Genomic DNA, 12,666 nt, shown 5'->3' with positions numbered 1-12,666 from the left:
AAAAGGGCGCCCGCAGGCGCCCTCTTCGTTGCAGCAAGCGCTGCCGGATCAGTTCTCCAGCACCGCACGAGCGCCATTGATGGGGATGCGCTTGGCCTTGGCGTCTTCCGGCACGATGCGTACCAGGTCGATGTTCAGCAGGCCGTTCTGCAGCCCGGCGCTGCGCACTTCGATGTGGTCGGCCAGGCGGAACGACAGCTTGAAGCCGCGCTGGGCGATGCCCTGGTGCAGGTAGGTCACGCTCTCGACACCCTTGTCGCGCTTGCCACCACTGACGGTGAGCACGCCACGCTCGACCTGCAGCTCCAGGTCTTCTTCCTGGAAGCCGGCTGCAGCGACCACGATGCGGTACTGGTCATCACCGTGCTTCTCGACGTTATAGGGCGGATAGCTGCTGCCGCTGTCGTTGCGTTGGGCGGACTCGAACAGGTCGTTGAAACGGTCGAAGCCCACGGAATGACGGAACAGCGGAGCGAGGGAAAATGCAGTGGTCATGAAAATCTCTCCTGAATAATCAGCAAGTGTCTAAAGTCGCGGGACCCGACTTCGGCATCCCGCATTCCCCTAGATAGGGACGGCCGAAATGATTTCAAGGGCCTTTTTTTCAATGGAGGTTCCATGCACAAGGTCATGCTCATCACCGGCGCCAGCCGTGGCATCGGCGCCGCCACCGCGCGACTGGCGGCGGCGCGCGGCTATGCGCTGTGCATCAATTACCGGCGACAGCGCGAGGCGGCCGAGCAACTGGTGGACGAGATCACGCGCCAGGGCGGCCGGGCCATCGCGGTTGCCGCGGACGTGGCCGACGAGCGACAGGTGGCACAGTTGTTCGCAGCCATCGATAGCGAATTCGGGCGCCTGGACGTGCTGGTCAACAACGCCGGAATGCTCGAACGCCAGGCACGCCTGGATGAGATCGACGGCGCCCGGCTGCTGCGGGTGTTCGGCGCCAACGTATTCGGCAGCTTCCACTGCGCCCGCGAGGCGATCCGCAGGATGTCCACCCGCCACGGCGGCCGGGGCGGCGCGATCATCAACCTGTCGTCCATCGCCGCGCGCCTGGGCGCGCCCAACGAGTACATCGACTATGCGGGGGCCAAGGGCGCCATCGACGCGATGACGGTAGGGCTGGCCAAGGAAGTAGCGGCCGAAGGCATCCGGGTGAACGCGGTGCGGCCTGGGGTGATCCGCACGGAAATCCACGCCAGCGGCGGGGAGCCGGGGCGGGTGGAGCGGGTCGCCGCCAGCATCCCCATGGGCCGGGGCGGTGAAGCGGAAGAAATCGCCAAGGCCATTCTCTGGCTGGCCAGCGACGAGGCCTCCTACACCACCGGCGCCCTGCTGGACGTCGCCGGTGGCCGCTGAGTACGCATATCGTAGGTTGGCGCCGAGCGCAGCGAGGCCCAACGAGACAACCCTGATGCTGCGCTTCGTACCTCAGTGCGTAGCCCGGGCTTCAGCCCGGGAAAACCAAGGAACAAAGCGCATCAAGCCGCCGCGAACTCCCGCTCCAGGCTGGGCAGGCCCAGCAGGGCGTCGATGCGGGCACAGTCGCTTTCGCGGCGGATCTCGGTGAACAGCAGCACGGCTTCCGGGTAGGTGCGGGTGAGCATCGCCAGCCATTGCTTGAGCCGCCCTGGGGCGTAACGCGGGGCAAGCTTGCGCCGAGCCTGGCGCCAGAAGTCACGGAGCAGCGGCTGGAACTCCGCCCAGCTCATCTCCTCGGGTGTTTCGCCGGCACGCACGGCGGCGATCTGCCGGGCCAGGTCGGGGCGCGAGACCAGGCCGCGACCGAGCATGATGTCCTCGACGCCGCTGACCTCGCGGCAGCGTCGCCAGTCGTCCAGCGTCCACACCTCGCCGTTGGCGAATACCGGCACCTTGACCACATCCTGCACCCGCGCCACCCATTCCCAGTGGGCCGGCGGCTTGTAGCCCTCGACCTTGGTGCGTGCATGCACCACCAGTTGCGAGGCGCCACCTTCGGCCAGGGCCAGGGCGCAGTCGAGCGCGCCATCAGGGCTGTCGAAGCCCAGGCGCATCTTCGCCGTGACCGGAATGGCGGCAGGCACCGCACAGCGCACGCCGCTGACGATGGCATGCAGCAGCTCGGGCTCCCTGAGCAGCACGGCGCCGCCACGGGACTTGTTCACCGTTTTCGCCGGGCAGCCGAAGTTAAGGTCGATCACCGGCGCGCCCAGCTCGCAGGCGTATGCAGCGTTTTCCCCCAGGCACACCGGATCGGAGCCCAGCAGCTGCACGCGCATCGGCGTGCCGGCACGGGTACGCGCACCACTCTCCAGCTCGGGGGCGAGCTTCTGGTAGGTGCTGGCCGGCAGCAGGCGATCGCTGACGCGGATGAACTCGCTGACGCACCAATCGATGCCGCCCACACGGGTCAGCACGTCTCGGAGAATCTCGTCGACCAGGCCCTCCATGGGCGCCAGGGCGATTTGCATAGGGGAAGCCTTGGAAAAATGGGCGCGTAGTGTAAGCGCGAAGCGGGCCTGCACAGAATCCTCCCGACGAAAACCGCGGGAGCAAGTTCGCGCCGGCGCAGTCGAAAGCCATACGCCCTGGAGAAGGAACCGCCGATGAAGACGCTCCGCCCTGCCCTGCTCTGCCTGGCTCTTGGCAGCCTGGCCCCGCTGGCCGATGCAGAAACCCTATTGGAGAGCCCGCTGCAACCGGCGCCCGACTCAGTGGCGGAGCTGGTGGTCAGCCGCGACGAGAACGCCGCCAATGCCTGCGAAGTGGGCCTCTACCTGCAGGACGAACTGGTGGCGCAACTGTCTGCCGGGCAGGCCATCAGCCTCAGCGTGCCGGCCGGCGAGATGACCCTGAACGTCGCCCAGAGCCCCTCGGGCTATTGCGCCGGCAACCTCACCGGGCGCCCGCAGTCGGTGCTGATCCAGCCCGGCGAGCGGCGGCACTTCCGCATCGTGCAGAACCCGACCGAGCTGTTCCTGTCGCCAGCGGTGGACTGAGCGCTCAGAGCTCCAGGGGGAACGGCTGCATCAATGCGCGGCCATAGCCCTCGACGAATTCCGGCGGCATGCGCTTGGGGCGGCCGCTGGAAAGCTCGATGCAGACGAAGGTGGTCCTGGCCCGCAGCAGGGTCGCGCCGTCTTCGGGGCGGATCAGCTGGAAGCGGCGGTCCATCTTCAAGCGCTGGTCGGATTCGACGATCCAGGTGGCCATCTGCAGCTCCTGCTCCTCGTAGGCGGCAGCGAGGTAGTCGATCTCGTGGCGCACCACGGCCATGGCGCGATCCAGGCGGCGGTATTCGGCCAGGTCCAGGCCCAGGCTCTGGGAGTGGCGCCAGGCGCAACGCTCCAGCCAGCTGACGTAGACGGCATTGTTGGCGTGGCCGAGGCCGTCGATGTCATCGGCGGCGACCTTGATGTCGATGACGAAGGGGGTGGGCAGGTCCCAGTTCATCAGGCGTGCTCCGAGCTGCTGGCCAGCTCGCGCGCTTCGGCGGCGAGCTGGGTGATCTGGTCCCAGGCGCGGGCGCGGATCAGGCTCGACGGCGCGATCCAGGTGCCGCCGACGCAGGCGACGTTGGGCAGCTGCAGGAAGCCTTGCAGGTTGTCCGGCGTGACCCCGCCGGTGGGGCAGAAACGGATGCCGGTAAAGGGCCCCTTGAAGCTCTTGAGCATCTTCACGCTGGCATTGCCGTTGGCCGGGAACAGCTTCAGCGAGCGGTAGCCGTATTCCAGGGCCAGCAGCACTTCCGAGGGGGTCATCACCCCGGGCAGGTACGGCAGGCCGGAATCCTCCGCCGCTGCGGCCAGGCGTTCGGTGCAACCGGGGCTGACGGCGAAGTGGGCACCGGCGTCGCGAGCCTCGAGGAACTGCTCGGTGTGGATCAGGGTGCCCGCGCCCACCAGCAGGTCCGGGAATTCCTTGCGGATCGCCGCCACCGCGTCCAGGGCACGCGGCGTGCGCAGCGTCACCTCCAGCACCTCGATCCCACCGGCACTGAGCGCGCCGGCCAGGTCCAGGGCCAGCCCCGTGTCTTCGATGACCAGCACCGGCAGGACGGGTCGCGCCCGCTGCAGCACCACATCCATAGTCAGGCTCATTGCATCTTTCCCCTTGATTCGTGCCTCCGGTCCCGCGTTCGGGCCCGGAATTGATTCGCCCCGGCGACCACGCCCGGGCCGCCGCTGGCGGCGCAACAGACATGGACCTTGGAAGCGCAGCATCGACGGCAGGTCACCGACCGGCGGTGGGCCTTCGACGCATTCCATTGGCGAATCTTCCTGCACCCGGCGGCTGTCGCCAAGCCCGCCGTGCAAGGGGAGCGCAATCAGGCGCTGGCGCGCAGGCCGACCTCGTCGAACAGATGCAGCACCGCCGCCACCACACGCGGGTCGGACAGTACCCGCTGGTGCCCTCCTCCCTCCAGGCGCAGCAGCTGGCTGGCGGACCAGGCCTCGTGGATGCGGCCGGCCTCGATCACGGGGACCATGCGATCGTCCTCCGCGTGGACGATCAGGCCGGGAATATCCAGGCGGTAGCGGCGTACATCGATGTCCTCGGCGGGGATACCGGCGTGCTCGCCGACGCGCCTGATGAACTGCTCGCCGGCCCGGGGCGGCAGGCCGATGAAGCGGGCGAAGCCGCGCAGCATCCCGAGGACGCGACTGGGCGCGGCGATGGTGACCAGGGCCTGGGTTCGCAGTCCCAGCTGGGTGGCGAGCATGGCGCTGACGCCGCCCATGGAGTGCCCGACCACTCCATGCAGCGGTGGCAAGTCCTCGGCCGCTTCGAGCAGCGCGCGGGCGAAAAGCACGATGTTCGCCTCGCGCCCCGGCGAGTGGCCATGGGCGGGCGCGTCGAGGGCCACCACGCCATAGCCGGCCTGTACCAGGGCATCGATCAGGCTGGCGAACTGGGTCGGGCGCCCCTCCCAGCCATGCATCAGCAGTACGGTCGGGCCGCTGCCCCAGCGCAGCGCGGAGAGGCCGAAGCGCAGGGTGATGCGCTCGGCGCGCTCGAGCCAGGGCAGCTCCCAGTCACGGGGATGAGTGTCGCGAGGCGTCATGAAGCGCCGCCGGGCCTGGTCGGCGACGTGCCAGGGTGCCACGCGGCCGACGGTGGCGTTGAATCCTCGGAGCAGGGCCAGGCTATTCATCTCGTATCTCCTAGATCACCGCCATACGGGCGGCACGCAGTATCCGGTCCGACAGCTCGCCGGCCCCCAGGGCTCGGGCAAGGGCGAGGCCGCCCACCATCAGCGCGATGTCGGCCAGGGCCTTGTCGCCGTCCTCGGGGGAAACGGCGAGATCGGCGGCGAGCAATTCGAGGTGTTCGGCCAGCAAGTGCTGGTAGGGCTCGGCGTTGCGCGCCACCTCGCCCACCGAACCGGGGAGCGGGCAACCACGGTCAGTGCTGTCGCGGTGACGACGGGATAGGTAGAAGGCCGCCGCGAGGGTGCGCCGGTCAAGTGGCGCGAGCGTCGAGTCGAGCTGTTTCATCGATTGCCGCCGCTCCCGCAGCAGCTCACCGAACGCCTCCACCATCAACGCCTCCTTGCTGTCGAAATGGGCATAGAAGCCACCCACCGTGAGCCCGGCAGCCGCCATCACCTCGCTGACACTGGGCTCCAGCGGGCCCCGGGTGAACAGCGCCCTGCCCGCCTCGGCGAGGATACGCTTGCGTGTCTGGCTGCTCTTGTCACTCACGGCCGTCTCCCGGTGCATGATGGCAATAATATTATATTCATCATTCAATCTGGCAAGCCTTTATGCACACCACCGGTCGAGAGACGGCAAGAGCGGGAAAAAAAGAGGGGGATGAGATTTATCGGAGCGAAAAAACAAAAGGGCCACTCCATGACGGAATGACCCTTAAAAGCCCCGCAGAGCGGGAAAAAGTGGCGTCCCCTAGGGGACTCGAACCCCTGTTACCGCCGTGAAAGGGCGGTGTCCTAGGCCACTAGACGAAGGGGACTTTAAACCTTCGAAAAGCAAGGCCAGCCCGGAGGCTGGCCTTATTTCGATGCACTGGGCATCTGATTTGGTGGAGCTAGACGGGATCGAACCGTCGACCTCTTGCATGCCATGCAAGCGCTCTCCCAGCTGAGCTATAGCCCCGAAACCTTCTCGGTGCGCGATCAACCTGATGGTTGTCGCTGCTGGAAAGTGGCGTCCCCTAGGGGACTCGAACCCCTGTTACCGCCGTGAAAGGGCGGTGTCCTAGGCCACTAGACGAAGGGGACTTTAACCTTCGTAGGACCGCAGCCTTGGCTGCGAATCCTGGCAATTTGGTGGAGCTAGACGGGATCGAACCGTCGACCTCTTGCATGCCATGCAAGCGCTCTCCCAGCTGAGCTATAGCCCCACAGTAACGCTGGACCATCTCACTTCGCTTTCTAGTTCGTCGTGAGAACGGGGCGCATACTAAGGGCGACCCTGAAGGCTGTCAACAAAATTTTTCACCGGGATCGAAAAAATTTCATCGCAAGAACAATCACTTACCGGATTCGGCGGGAAGCACCCGTGCGCTGCCACCGATGAGCGAACCTAGCGCCCTCCCCCGGACATGAAAAGGCCCGCGCGAGGCGGGCCTTGTCGAAGGAGAAATCACTCAGCCAGGAATGGCGTCGCGAATCTTCTCCCACTCCTTGGTTTCCTTCTTCGACGCACCGCCCAGCAGCTCCAGCGCCTGACGCAGGCGGAAGCGGGTGAGGTCGGCACCGAGGACTTCCATGGCATCCAGCACGGAGACGGAGCTGGCCTGGCCAGTGATGGCCGGGAACATCAGCGGCATCACGTCACGCAGCTTGAGCTCAAGGTGCTCGGCGACAGCCTGGATGCAGGCGGTGATGCGCTCCTTGTCCCACTGGCGCAGCGACTCCAGCTTCCACAGGACCAGCTGCATGACCTGGCGCACCTGGTCGGGCGAGAGCTTCTTGTGCTCGAAGAGCTTGGCATCCAGCGGCAGCGCACCGGCGAAGAAGAAGCCGACCAGCGGGGCGATCTGGCTGAAGGTCTCGACGCGGCCCTGTACGTGGGGCGCGATCTTCATCAGGTACTCGGGATTCAGCGCCCACTTCTGCACCTCGGCGGCAAAACGCTCCACCGGCAGCTCGCGGATCCACTGGCCGTTGAGCCAGGAGAGCTTCTCCAGATCGAAGATCGGACCACCCAGGGAGACGCGCGAGAGGTCGAAGTGCTCGATCATTTCCGCCAGGGAGAACTTCTCGCGCTCGTCCGGCATCGACCAGCCCATGCGGCCGAGGTAGTTGAGCATCGCCTCGGGCAGGTAGCCCATGCGCTCGTAGAAGGTGATGGAGGTAGGGTTCTTGCGCTTGGAGAGCTTGCTCTTGTCCGGGTTGCGCAGCAGCGGCATGTAGCAGAGCACCGGCTGTTCCCAGCCAAAGTACTCGTACAGCTTGATCAGCTTGGGCGCCGAGGGCAGCCACTCTTCGCCACGCAGCACGTGGGTGATGCCCATCAGATGGTCGTCGACCACGTTGGCGAGGAAATAGGTGGGCAGGCCATCGGTCTTCATCAGCACCTGCATGTCCATGCGATCCCATGGGATTTCGACATCGCCACGGAGCATGTCCGGCACCACGCAGACACCCTCGGTGGGCATCTTCATGCGCACGACATGGGGTTCGCCGGCGGCGATGCGCTGGTCCGCCTCTTCGCGGCTCAGGTCGATGCAGTGGCCGTCATAGCGCGGGGTTTCCTTGCGCTCGGTCTGTTCGGCACGCAGCTTGTCCAGGCGCTCGGCGGTGCAGAAGCAGGGGAAGGCGTGGCCCTTGTCCACCAGCTCCTGGGAGTACTTCTTGTAGATCTCGCCACGCTCGCTCTGGCGGTACGGGCCGTGCGGGCCGCCGACGTCGGGGCCCTCGTCCCACTCGATGCCCAGCCAGCGCAGGGCGTCGTAGATCTGCTGTTCGGATTCGCGGGTGGAGCGAAGCTGGTCGGTGTCTTCGATGCGCAGGATGAACTGGCCACCGTGCTGACGGGCGAAGCAGAGGTTGAACAGGGCGATATAGGCGGTGCCGACGTGCGGATCGCCGGTTGGCGAGGGCGCAATGCGGGTACGGACAGTGGTCATGGCGGGTCCTGGTGCGGAACGGTCAAAGGCGCGATGTTAGCAGGGGCGCGGCGCCATGCTCCAGCCAGTGGCTGCGATCATTCGGCAGGCTGGCCATGAGGAAATCGAGGAAGGCCTTGACCTTCATCGCCTGGAAACGCCGGGAAGGATAGACGGCGTAGATTTCGCCGCTGGGCAACTGCACGCCCGGCAGCAATTCCACGAGTTCGCCGCGGCGCACCGCGTCCTCGGTGATCATCAACGGCAACGAGGCGATGCCTGCGCCGCTGAGCACCGCCTCGCGGGCGAAGGTGATGTTGTTGCAGTGCAGCACACGCTGGCAGGGCACGCTTTCGTCCAGCAGCGGCCAGTAGCGTTGCGGATCCTGGGGCAACAGCACGGCGCGATGGCCAGCCAGGGCGAGCACATCATGGGGGGTGCCGTGCGCTGCGAGGTAAGCGGGACTGGCGCAGAGGCGGCGTCCGTTCTCGAACAGCTTGCGGGCGATCAGGGTGGAATCCTGGGGCTGGCCGACCATGATGGCGATGTCGACCCCCTCTTCCAGCGGGTCGACATCCCGCGAAGTGATCTCCACTTCGGCGGTGATCTGCGGGTACTGGCTCATGAAGGTGCCGAGGACCTTGCCGAGGAACAATTGGCCGAACTCGATAGGCGCGGTGATGCGCAACAGGCCGGAAGGCTCCTGCTGCAACTGCATGACGGCCTGCTCGGCCTCGGCGAAGTCGACCATGATCTGCCGGCAGCGCTCGTAATAGGCCTGCCCGACCTCGGTCAGGCGCAGCTTGCGCGTGGTGCGATTGAGCAGACGAACGCCCAGGCGCTCTTCCAGCAGGGCGATGCGGCGGCTCACGGTGGACTTCTGCATGCCCAGACTGTGCGCGGCCTGGGTGAAGCTGTGCAGCTCTACGACGCGGGTGAAGATCAGGGCGTCATCCAGACCCATTATTGTTCCCCATAAGCAACAAAGTTTCTGAAGTGTACTGGCTACTTGCCTGACTGGAACAGTGCTAGATTCCCGCCTTTCCGCCCGCCCTTCGAGCTCCTGGAATGCCAGCCAAACTGCAACGTCGCCTGTTTATCTTCATTGCCCTGCTGATCCTCGTGGTGGGCGGCTTCTTCCTGCATTGGCTGCTGGTAGGCCGCTTTCTGGAAACCACCGATAACGCCTATGTCCAGGGCGAGATCACCCGCGTCTCCAGCCAGCTCGGTGCGCGAATAGAAGAAGTGCTGGTGGGCGACAACCAGCACGTGAAGAAAGGCGACCTGCTGGTGCGCCTGGAAGCAGAGGACTTCAAACTGGCCCTGCAGCGCGCCCAGGCCACCCTGGCCACCCGTGAGGCGGAGCTGGCCCAGTCGCGCAGCAAGCTCACCCAGCAGGACAGCATGATCGCCGCCAGCGAGGCCGACGTAGCGGCCAGCCAGGCGACCCTGGGCCGCACCCAGATCGACCTGTCCCGTGCCCAGACCCTGCGCAAGCCGGGCTATGTTTCCGAGGAGCGCGTCACCACCCTCTCCGCCGATTCCCGCGTGGCCCGCTCGCAAGTGGCCCGCGCCGAGGCCGACCTCAAGGCCCAGCGCGTGCAGACCGACGCACTGCGCGCCGACGTGAAGCGCCTGGAAGCGCAGATCGCCAACGCCCGTGCCGATATCGCCCAGGCCGAGCTGAACCTGACCCGTACCGAGATCCGCGCCCCCATCGACGGCATGGTCGGCCAGCGCGCCGCGCGCAACGGCCAGTACGTACAGGTCGGCGCCCACCTGATGTCGCTGGTGCCGGACCAGGACATCTGGGTCCAGGCCAACTTCAAGGAAACCCAGATCGAGCACATGCAGCCCGGGCAGAAGGCCGAGCTGATCTTCGACAGCTTCCCGGGTAACCCCATCGAGGCGAAGGTCGAGAGCCTGTTCGCCGCCTCTGGCGCCCAGTTCAGCCTGCTGCCGCCGGACAACGCCACCGGCAACTTCACCAAGGTGGTGCAGCGCATCCCGGTGAAACTGACCTTCGACCGCGACAACCCGCTCAAGGGCCGCATCCGCCCCGGCATGTCGGTGCTGGTGAAAGTCGCCATCAAGCTGGATGAATGACGGTGGCCGGTGACACCCTGATCCGCCCCACCGGCGAGCCCAGCCGCCGCGACTGGATCGCCGTGATGAGCGCCATGCTTGGCGCCTTCATGGCGGTGCTGGATATCCAGATCACCAACTCCTCGCTGAAGGACATCCAGGGCGCGCTTTCGGCGACGCTGGAGGAAGGCTCGTGGATCTCCACCTCCTACCTGGTGGCCGAGATCATCATGATCCCGCTCACCGCCTGGCTGGTGCAGGTGCTCTCGGCGCGACGCCTGGCGGTCTGGGTATCCCTGGGTTTCCTCGCCTCTTCCCTGCTCTGCTCCTTCGCCTGGAGCCTGGAGAGCATGATCGTGTTCCGCGCCATGCAGGGTTTCACCGGAGGCGCGCTGATTCCGCTGGCCTTCACCCTGACCCTGATCAAGCTGCCGGAGCACCACCGTGCCAAGGGCATGGCGCTGTTCGCCATCACCGCCACCTTCGCGCCCTCCATCGGCCCGACCCTGGGCGGCTGGCTGACCGAGAACTTTGGCTGGGAATACATCTTCTACATCAACGTGCCCCCGGGCCTGCTGATGATCGCCGGGCTGATGTATGGCCTGGAAAAGAAGGCGCCGCATTGGGAGCTGCTGAAGAGCACCGACTACGCCGGCATCCTCACCCTGGGCCTCGGCCTGGGCTGCCTGCAGGTGTTCCTCGAAGAGGGCCATCGCAAGGACTGGCTGGAGTCGCAGCTGATCGTCGGCCTGGGCAGCATCGCCCTGGTGAGCCTGGTGCTGTTCGTCATCCTGCAGACCTCGCGACCCAACCCGCTGATCAACCTGGGCATTCTGCGGAACCGCAACTTCGGCCTCTCGAGCATCTCCAGCGTGGGCCTGGGCATGGGGCTCTATGGCTCGATCTACGTGCTGCCGCTGTACCTGGCGCAGATTCAGGGCTACAACGCGTTGCAGATCGGCGAGGTGATCATGTGGATGGGGGTGCCGCAGCTGTTCCTCATCCCGCTGGTGCCCAAGCTGATGAAGATCATCTCGCCCAAGCTGCTCTGCGCCCTGGGTTTCGGCTTGTTCGGCGCGGCCAGCTTCGCCTCGGGGGTGCTCAACCCGGACTTCGCCGGCCCGCAGTTCAACCAGATCCAGATCATCCGCGCGCTGGGCCAGCCCCTGGTGATGGTGACCATCTCGCTGATCGCCACCGCCTACATCATGCCGCAGGACGCGGGCTCGGCCTCCAGCCTGTTCAACATCCTGCGCAACCTCGGCGGCGCCATCGGCATAGCCCTGCTGGCCACCCTGCTGGACAGCCGCGCCAAGGTGTATTTCGACTACCTGCGCGAATCCCTGGTGCCGAGCAACCCGCAGGTGGCCGAGCGCCTGGCCCTGCTCAGCGAGAAGCTCGGCAGCGACCAGGCGGCCCTGGGCAAGCTCAGCGAGATCGCCCATCAGCAGGCGGCGATCATGGCGTACAATGACGCCTTCCATTTCATCGGCATCGCACTCGGCATCAGCATGATCGCCGTGCTGCTGACCCGTTCCCTGCCCGCTGGCGCCTCCGGCGGCGCCGCTCACTAACCCCGCGCGCTGCCTGAAGCGGCGCGCTTCCGCTTCAGGCTTTGCATGTCCAGCATCAACGCAAGAACCCGCGCCCTCCTCCTGGTGGGCGCCTTCGCCCTCATCTACATCGGCTGGGGCACCACCTATCTCGCCAACCACTTCCTCCTGCGCGAGCAGCCGCCTTTCGTCATCGCCACCCTGCGCTTCCTCTTCGCCGGCCTGCTGGCCCTCGGCTGGGTGCTGCTGCGTGGCCAGGCGAAGGTGCAACGCAGCGACCTGGGCAGTGCCTTCATCGGCGGGGTGATGCTGATCGCCGTCGGCCAGGGCGCGCTGATCTACGCCAACCAGTACCTGCCCACCGGGATGCTGGCGATGCTCTACACCACGCTGCCTCTATGGAGCGTGGCGCTGGAGTGGCTGCTGGACGAACGCCCGCCGCTCTGGGTGCTGTGCGGGCTGGCCATGGCCAGTGGCGGCATCCTGCTGCTGATGGGCAACGGGCTGGGCGAGAACCCTGGCTTCGAGCAGTGGTTCGCTGGCGCCCTGGTGGTGACCGCCACCCTGCTCTGGGCAGTCGGTGCCTGGCTGTTGCGCAAGCGCGGGCCCTTCCGCTCCAGCTGGATGGGCCTGGCCATGCAGATGCTCATGGGCACCGTGCTGCTGGCCGGCTTCGGCCTGTGGCGTGGAGACTGGCAGGGCTTCGAGCTGGCGCGGCTGTCCCCGACTGGCTGGGCGTGGCTGGCCTATCTGGTGCTGCCGGTGAGCCTTGGTGTCTACCCTGCCTATTTCTGGCTATTGCGCGAAGTGCGCCCGAGCCTGGTGTCCACCTTCGCCTTCGTCAACCCGGTGGTGGCGCTGCTGCTAGGTTTCCTGATCCTCGATGAGCGTCTCAGCGTAACGGCATTGCTGGCCTGCCTGGCGACCTTGGGCGGGGTGATGATGATCATCTTCGGCCGGCGCTGAG

Annotated in this window: 13 protein-coding genes and 4 tRNA genes; 5 read left to right on the top strand and 12 right to left on the bottom strand. The window is 66.0% G+C overall.

The features are described 5' to 3' along the window. Positions 1–48 precede the first annotated feature (48 nt). On the bottom strand, positions 49–495 hold the full coding sequence (locus tag RTW82_RS11595; RefSeq protein ID WP_021218585.1) for an Hsp20 family protein: 447 nt from the start codon (positions 493–495) through the stop codon (positions 49–51). Positions 496–618: 123 nt separating this feature from the next. On the opposite strand from RTW82_RS11595, the gene RTW82_RS11590 reads away from it, so the two are divergent. Continuing rightward, positions 619–1,365: an SDR family oxidoreductase gene (locus RTW82_RS11590; protein WP_316925159.1), complete on the top strand. Its 747-nt coding sequence runs from the start codon at positions 619–621 to the stop codon at positions 1,363–1,365. A 122-nt stretch (positions 1,366–1,487) separates the two neighbouring features. Here the strand turns inward: RTW82_RS11590 and RTW82_RS11585 are convergent, their stop codons facing one another. Next, complete coding sequence (locus tag RTW82_RS11585; protein WP_316925158.1) at positions 1,488–2,459, bottom strand: tRNA dihydrouridine synthase; 972 nt, start codon at positions 2,457–2,459, stop codon at positions 1,488–1,490. Positions 2,460–2,594: 135 nt separating this feature from the next. Between RTW82_RS11585 and RTW82_RS11580 the strand changes: the two genes are divergently transcribed. Further along, positions 2,595–2,987, top strand: a complete 393-nt coding sequence (locus RTW82_RS11580) for a hypothetical protein (protein WP_021218588.1) — start codon at positions 2,595–2,597, stop codon at positions 2,985–2,987. A gap of 4 nt (positions 2,988–2,991) precedes the next feature. On the opposite strand, the gene RTW82_RS11575 is transcribed toward RTW82_RS11580, so the two are convergent. The 10 genes from RTW82_RS11575 to RTW82_RS11530 form a co-directional block, all read right to left on the bottom strand. Next, the gene (locus RTW82_RS11575; RefSeq protein WP_316925157.1) at positions 2,992–3,441 is read right to left on the bottom strand and encodes a thioesterase family protein; all 450 of its coding nucleotides are present in this window, start codon (positions 3,439–3,441) and stop codon (positions 2,992–2,994) included. Next, positions 3,441–4,088: a bifunctional 4-hydroxy-2-oxoglutarate aldolase/2-dehydro-3-deoxy-phosphogluconate aldolase gene (locus RTW82_RS11570; protein ID WP_043243379.1), complete on the bottom strand. Its 648-nt coding sequence runs from the start codon at positions 4,086–4,088 to the stop codon at positions 3,441–3,443. The genes RTW82_RS11575 and RTW82_RS11570 overlap by 1 nt, the downstream gene beginning before the upstream one ends. A gap of 227 nt (positions 4,089–4,315) precedes the next feature. Beyond that, entirely contained in the window at positions 4,316–5,143 is an 828-nt protein-coding gene (locus RTW82_RS11565; RefSeq protein ID WP_316925156.1) for an alpha/beta fold hydrolase, read from the bottom strand. Positions 5,144–5,153: 10 nt separating this feature from the next. Further along, positions 5,154–5,693 (bottom strand): TetR/AcrR family transcriptional regulator, encoded by a 540-nt coding sequence (locus tag RTW82_RS11560; protein ID WP_184490659.1) that lies wholly within the window; start codon positions 5,691–5,693, stop codon positions 5,154–5,156. A gap of 192 nt (positions 5,694–5,885) precedes the next feature. After that, a tRNA-Glu gene (locus RTW82_RS11555) sits at positions 5,886–5,961 on the bottom strand. A gap of 67 nt (positions 5,962–6,028) precedes the next feature. Further along, a tRNA-Ala gene (locus tag RTW82_RS11550) sits at positions 6,029–6,104 on the bottom strand. A gap of 49 nt (positions 6,105–6,153) precedes the next feature. Then, positions 6,154–6,229, bottom strand: a tRNA-Glu gene (locus tag RTW82_RS11545). Positions 6,230–6,275: 46 nt separating this feature from the next. After that, a tRNA-Ala gene (locus tag RTW82_RS11540) sits at positions 6,276–6,351 on the bottom strand. 246 nt (positions 6,352–6,597) lie between these two features. Further along, entirely contained in the window at positions 6,598–8,082 is a 1,485-nt protein-coding gene (gene gltX, locus RTW82_RS11535; RefSeq protein WP_316925155.1) for a glutamate--tRNA ligase, read from the bottom strand. A gap of 22 nt (positions 8,083–8,104) precedes the next feature. Then, the gene (locus RTW82_RS11530) at positions 8,105–9,025 is read right to left on the bottom strand and encodes a LysR family transcriptional regulator (protein ID WP_021217519.1); all 921 of its coding nucleotides are present in this window, start codon (positions 9,023–9,025) and stop codon (positions 8,105–8,107) included. 104 nt (positions 9,026–9,129) lie between these two features. Here RTW82_RS11530 and RTW82_RS11525 point away from each other — a divergent pair, with 104 nt between their 5' ends. The 3 genes from RTW82_RS11525 (at position 9,130) to RTW82_RS11515 (ending at position 12,665) form a co-directional block, all read left to right on the top strand. Beyond that, complete coding sequence (locus RTW82_RS11525) at positions 9,130–10,167, top strand: HlyD family secretion protein (protein WP_316925154.1); 1,038 nt, start codon at positions 9,130–9,132, stop codon at positions 10,165–10,167. A 62-nt stretch (positions 10,168–10,229) separates the two neighbouring features. Continuing rightward, on the top strand, positions 10,230–11,720 hold the full coding sequence (locus tag RTW82_RS11520; protein WP_162164725.1) for an MDR family MFS transporter: 1,491 nt from the start codon (positions 10,230–10,232) through the stop codon (positions 11,718–11,720). Positions 11,721–11,765: 45 nt separating this feature from the next. Then, positions 11,766–12,665, top strand: coding sequence for an EamA family transporter (locus RTW82_RS11515; RefSeq protein WP_021217878.1), 900 nt, complete (start codon positions 11,766–11,768; stop codon positions 12,663–12,665). Position 12,666 lies beyond the last annotated feature (1 nt).

It is taken from the genome of Pseudomonas sp. zfem005 (assembly GCF_032621735.1).
GTDB lineage: Bacteria > Pseudomonadota > Gammaproteobacteria > Pseudomonadales > Pseudomonadaceae > Metapseudomonas > Metapseudomonas solani.
The sequence above is the reverse complement of the archived record's forward strand: the minus strand, read 5'-3'. Positions and strand labels throughout refer to the sequence as shown.

Excerpts from the sequence above, each read along its gene's own strand:
- RTW82_RS11595 (WP_021218585.1), bottom strand. The coding sequence starts at position 495 with ATGACCACTGCATTTTCCCTCGCTCCGCTGTTCCGTCATTCCGTGGGC.
- RTW82_RS11590 (WP_316925159.1), top strand. The coding sequence starts at position 619 with ATGCACAAGGTCATGCTCATCACCGGCGCCAGCCGTGGCATCGGCGCC.
- RTW82_RS11585 (WP_316925158.1), bottom strand. The coding sequence starts at position 2,459 with ATGCAAATCGCCCTGGCGCCCATGGAGGGCCTGGTCGACGAGATTCTC.
- RTW82_RS11580 (WP_021218588.1), top strand. The coding sequence starts at position 2,595 with ATGAAGACGCTCCGCCCTGCCCTGCTCTGCCTGGCTCTTGGCAGCCTG.
- RTW82_RS11575 (WP_316925157.1), bottom strand. The coding sequence starts at position 3,441 with ATGAACTGGGACCTGCCCACCCCCTTCGTCATCGACATCAAGGTCGCC.
- RTW82_RS11570 (WP_043243379.1), bottom strand. The coding sequence starts at position 4,088 with ATGAGCCTGACTATGGATGTGGTGCTGCAGCGGGCGCGACCCGTCCTG.
- RTW82_RS11565 (WP_316925156.1), bottom strand. The coding sequence starts at position 5,143 with ATGAATAGCCTGGCCCTGCTCCGAGGATTCAACGCCACCGTCGGCCGC.
- gltX (WP_316925155.1), bottom strand. The coding sequence starts at position 8,082 with ATGACCACTGTCCGTACCCGCATTGCGCCCTCGCCAACCGGCGATCCG.
- RTW82_RS11530 (WP_021217519.1), bottom strand. The coding sequence starts at position 9,025 with ATGGGTCTGGATGACGCCCTGATCTTCACCCGCGTCGTAGAGCTGCAC.
- RTW82_RS11525 (WP_316925154.1), top strand. The coding sequence starts at position 9,130 with ATGCCAGCCAAACTGCAACGTCGCCTGTTTATCTTCATTGCCCTGCTG.
- RTW82_RS11515 (WP_021217878.1), top strand. The coding sequence starts at position 11,766 with ATGTCCAGCATCAACGCAAGAACCCGCGCCCTCCTCCTGGTGGGCGCC.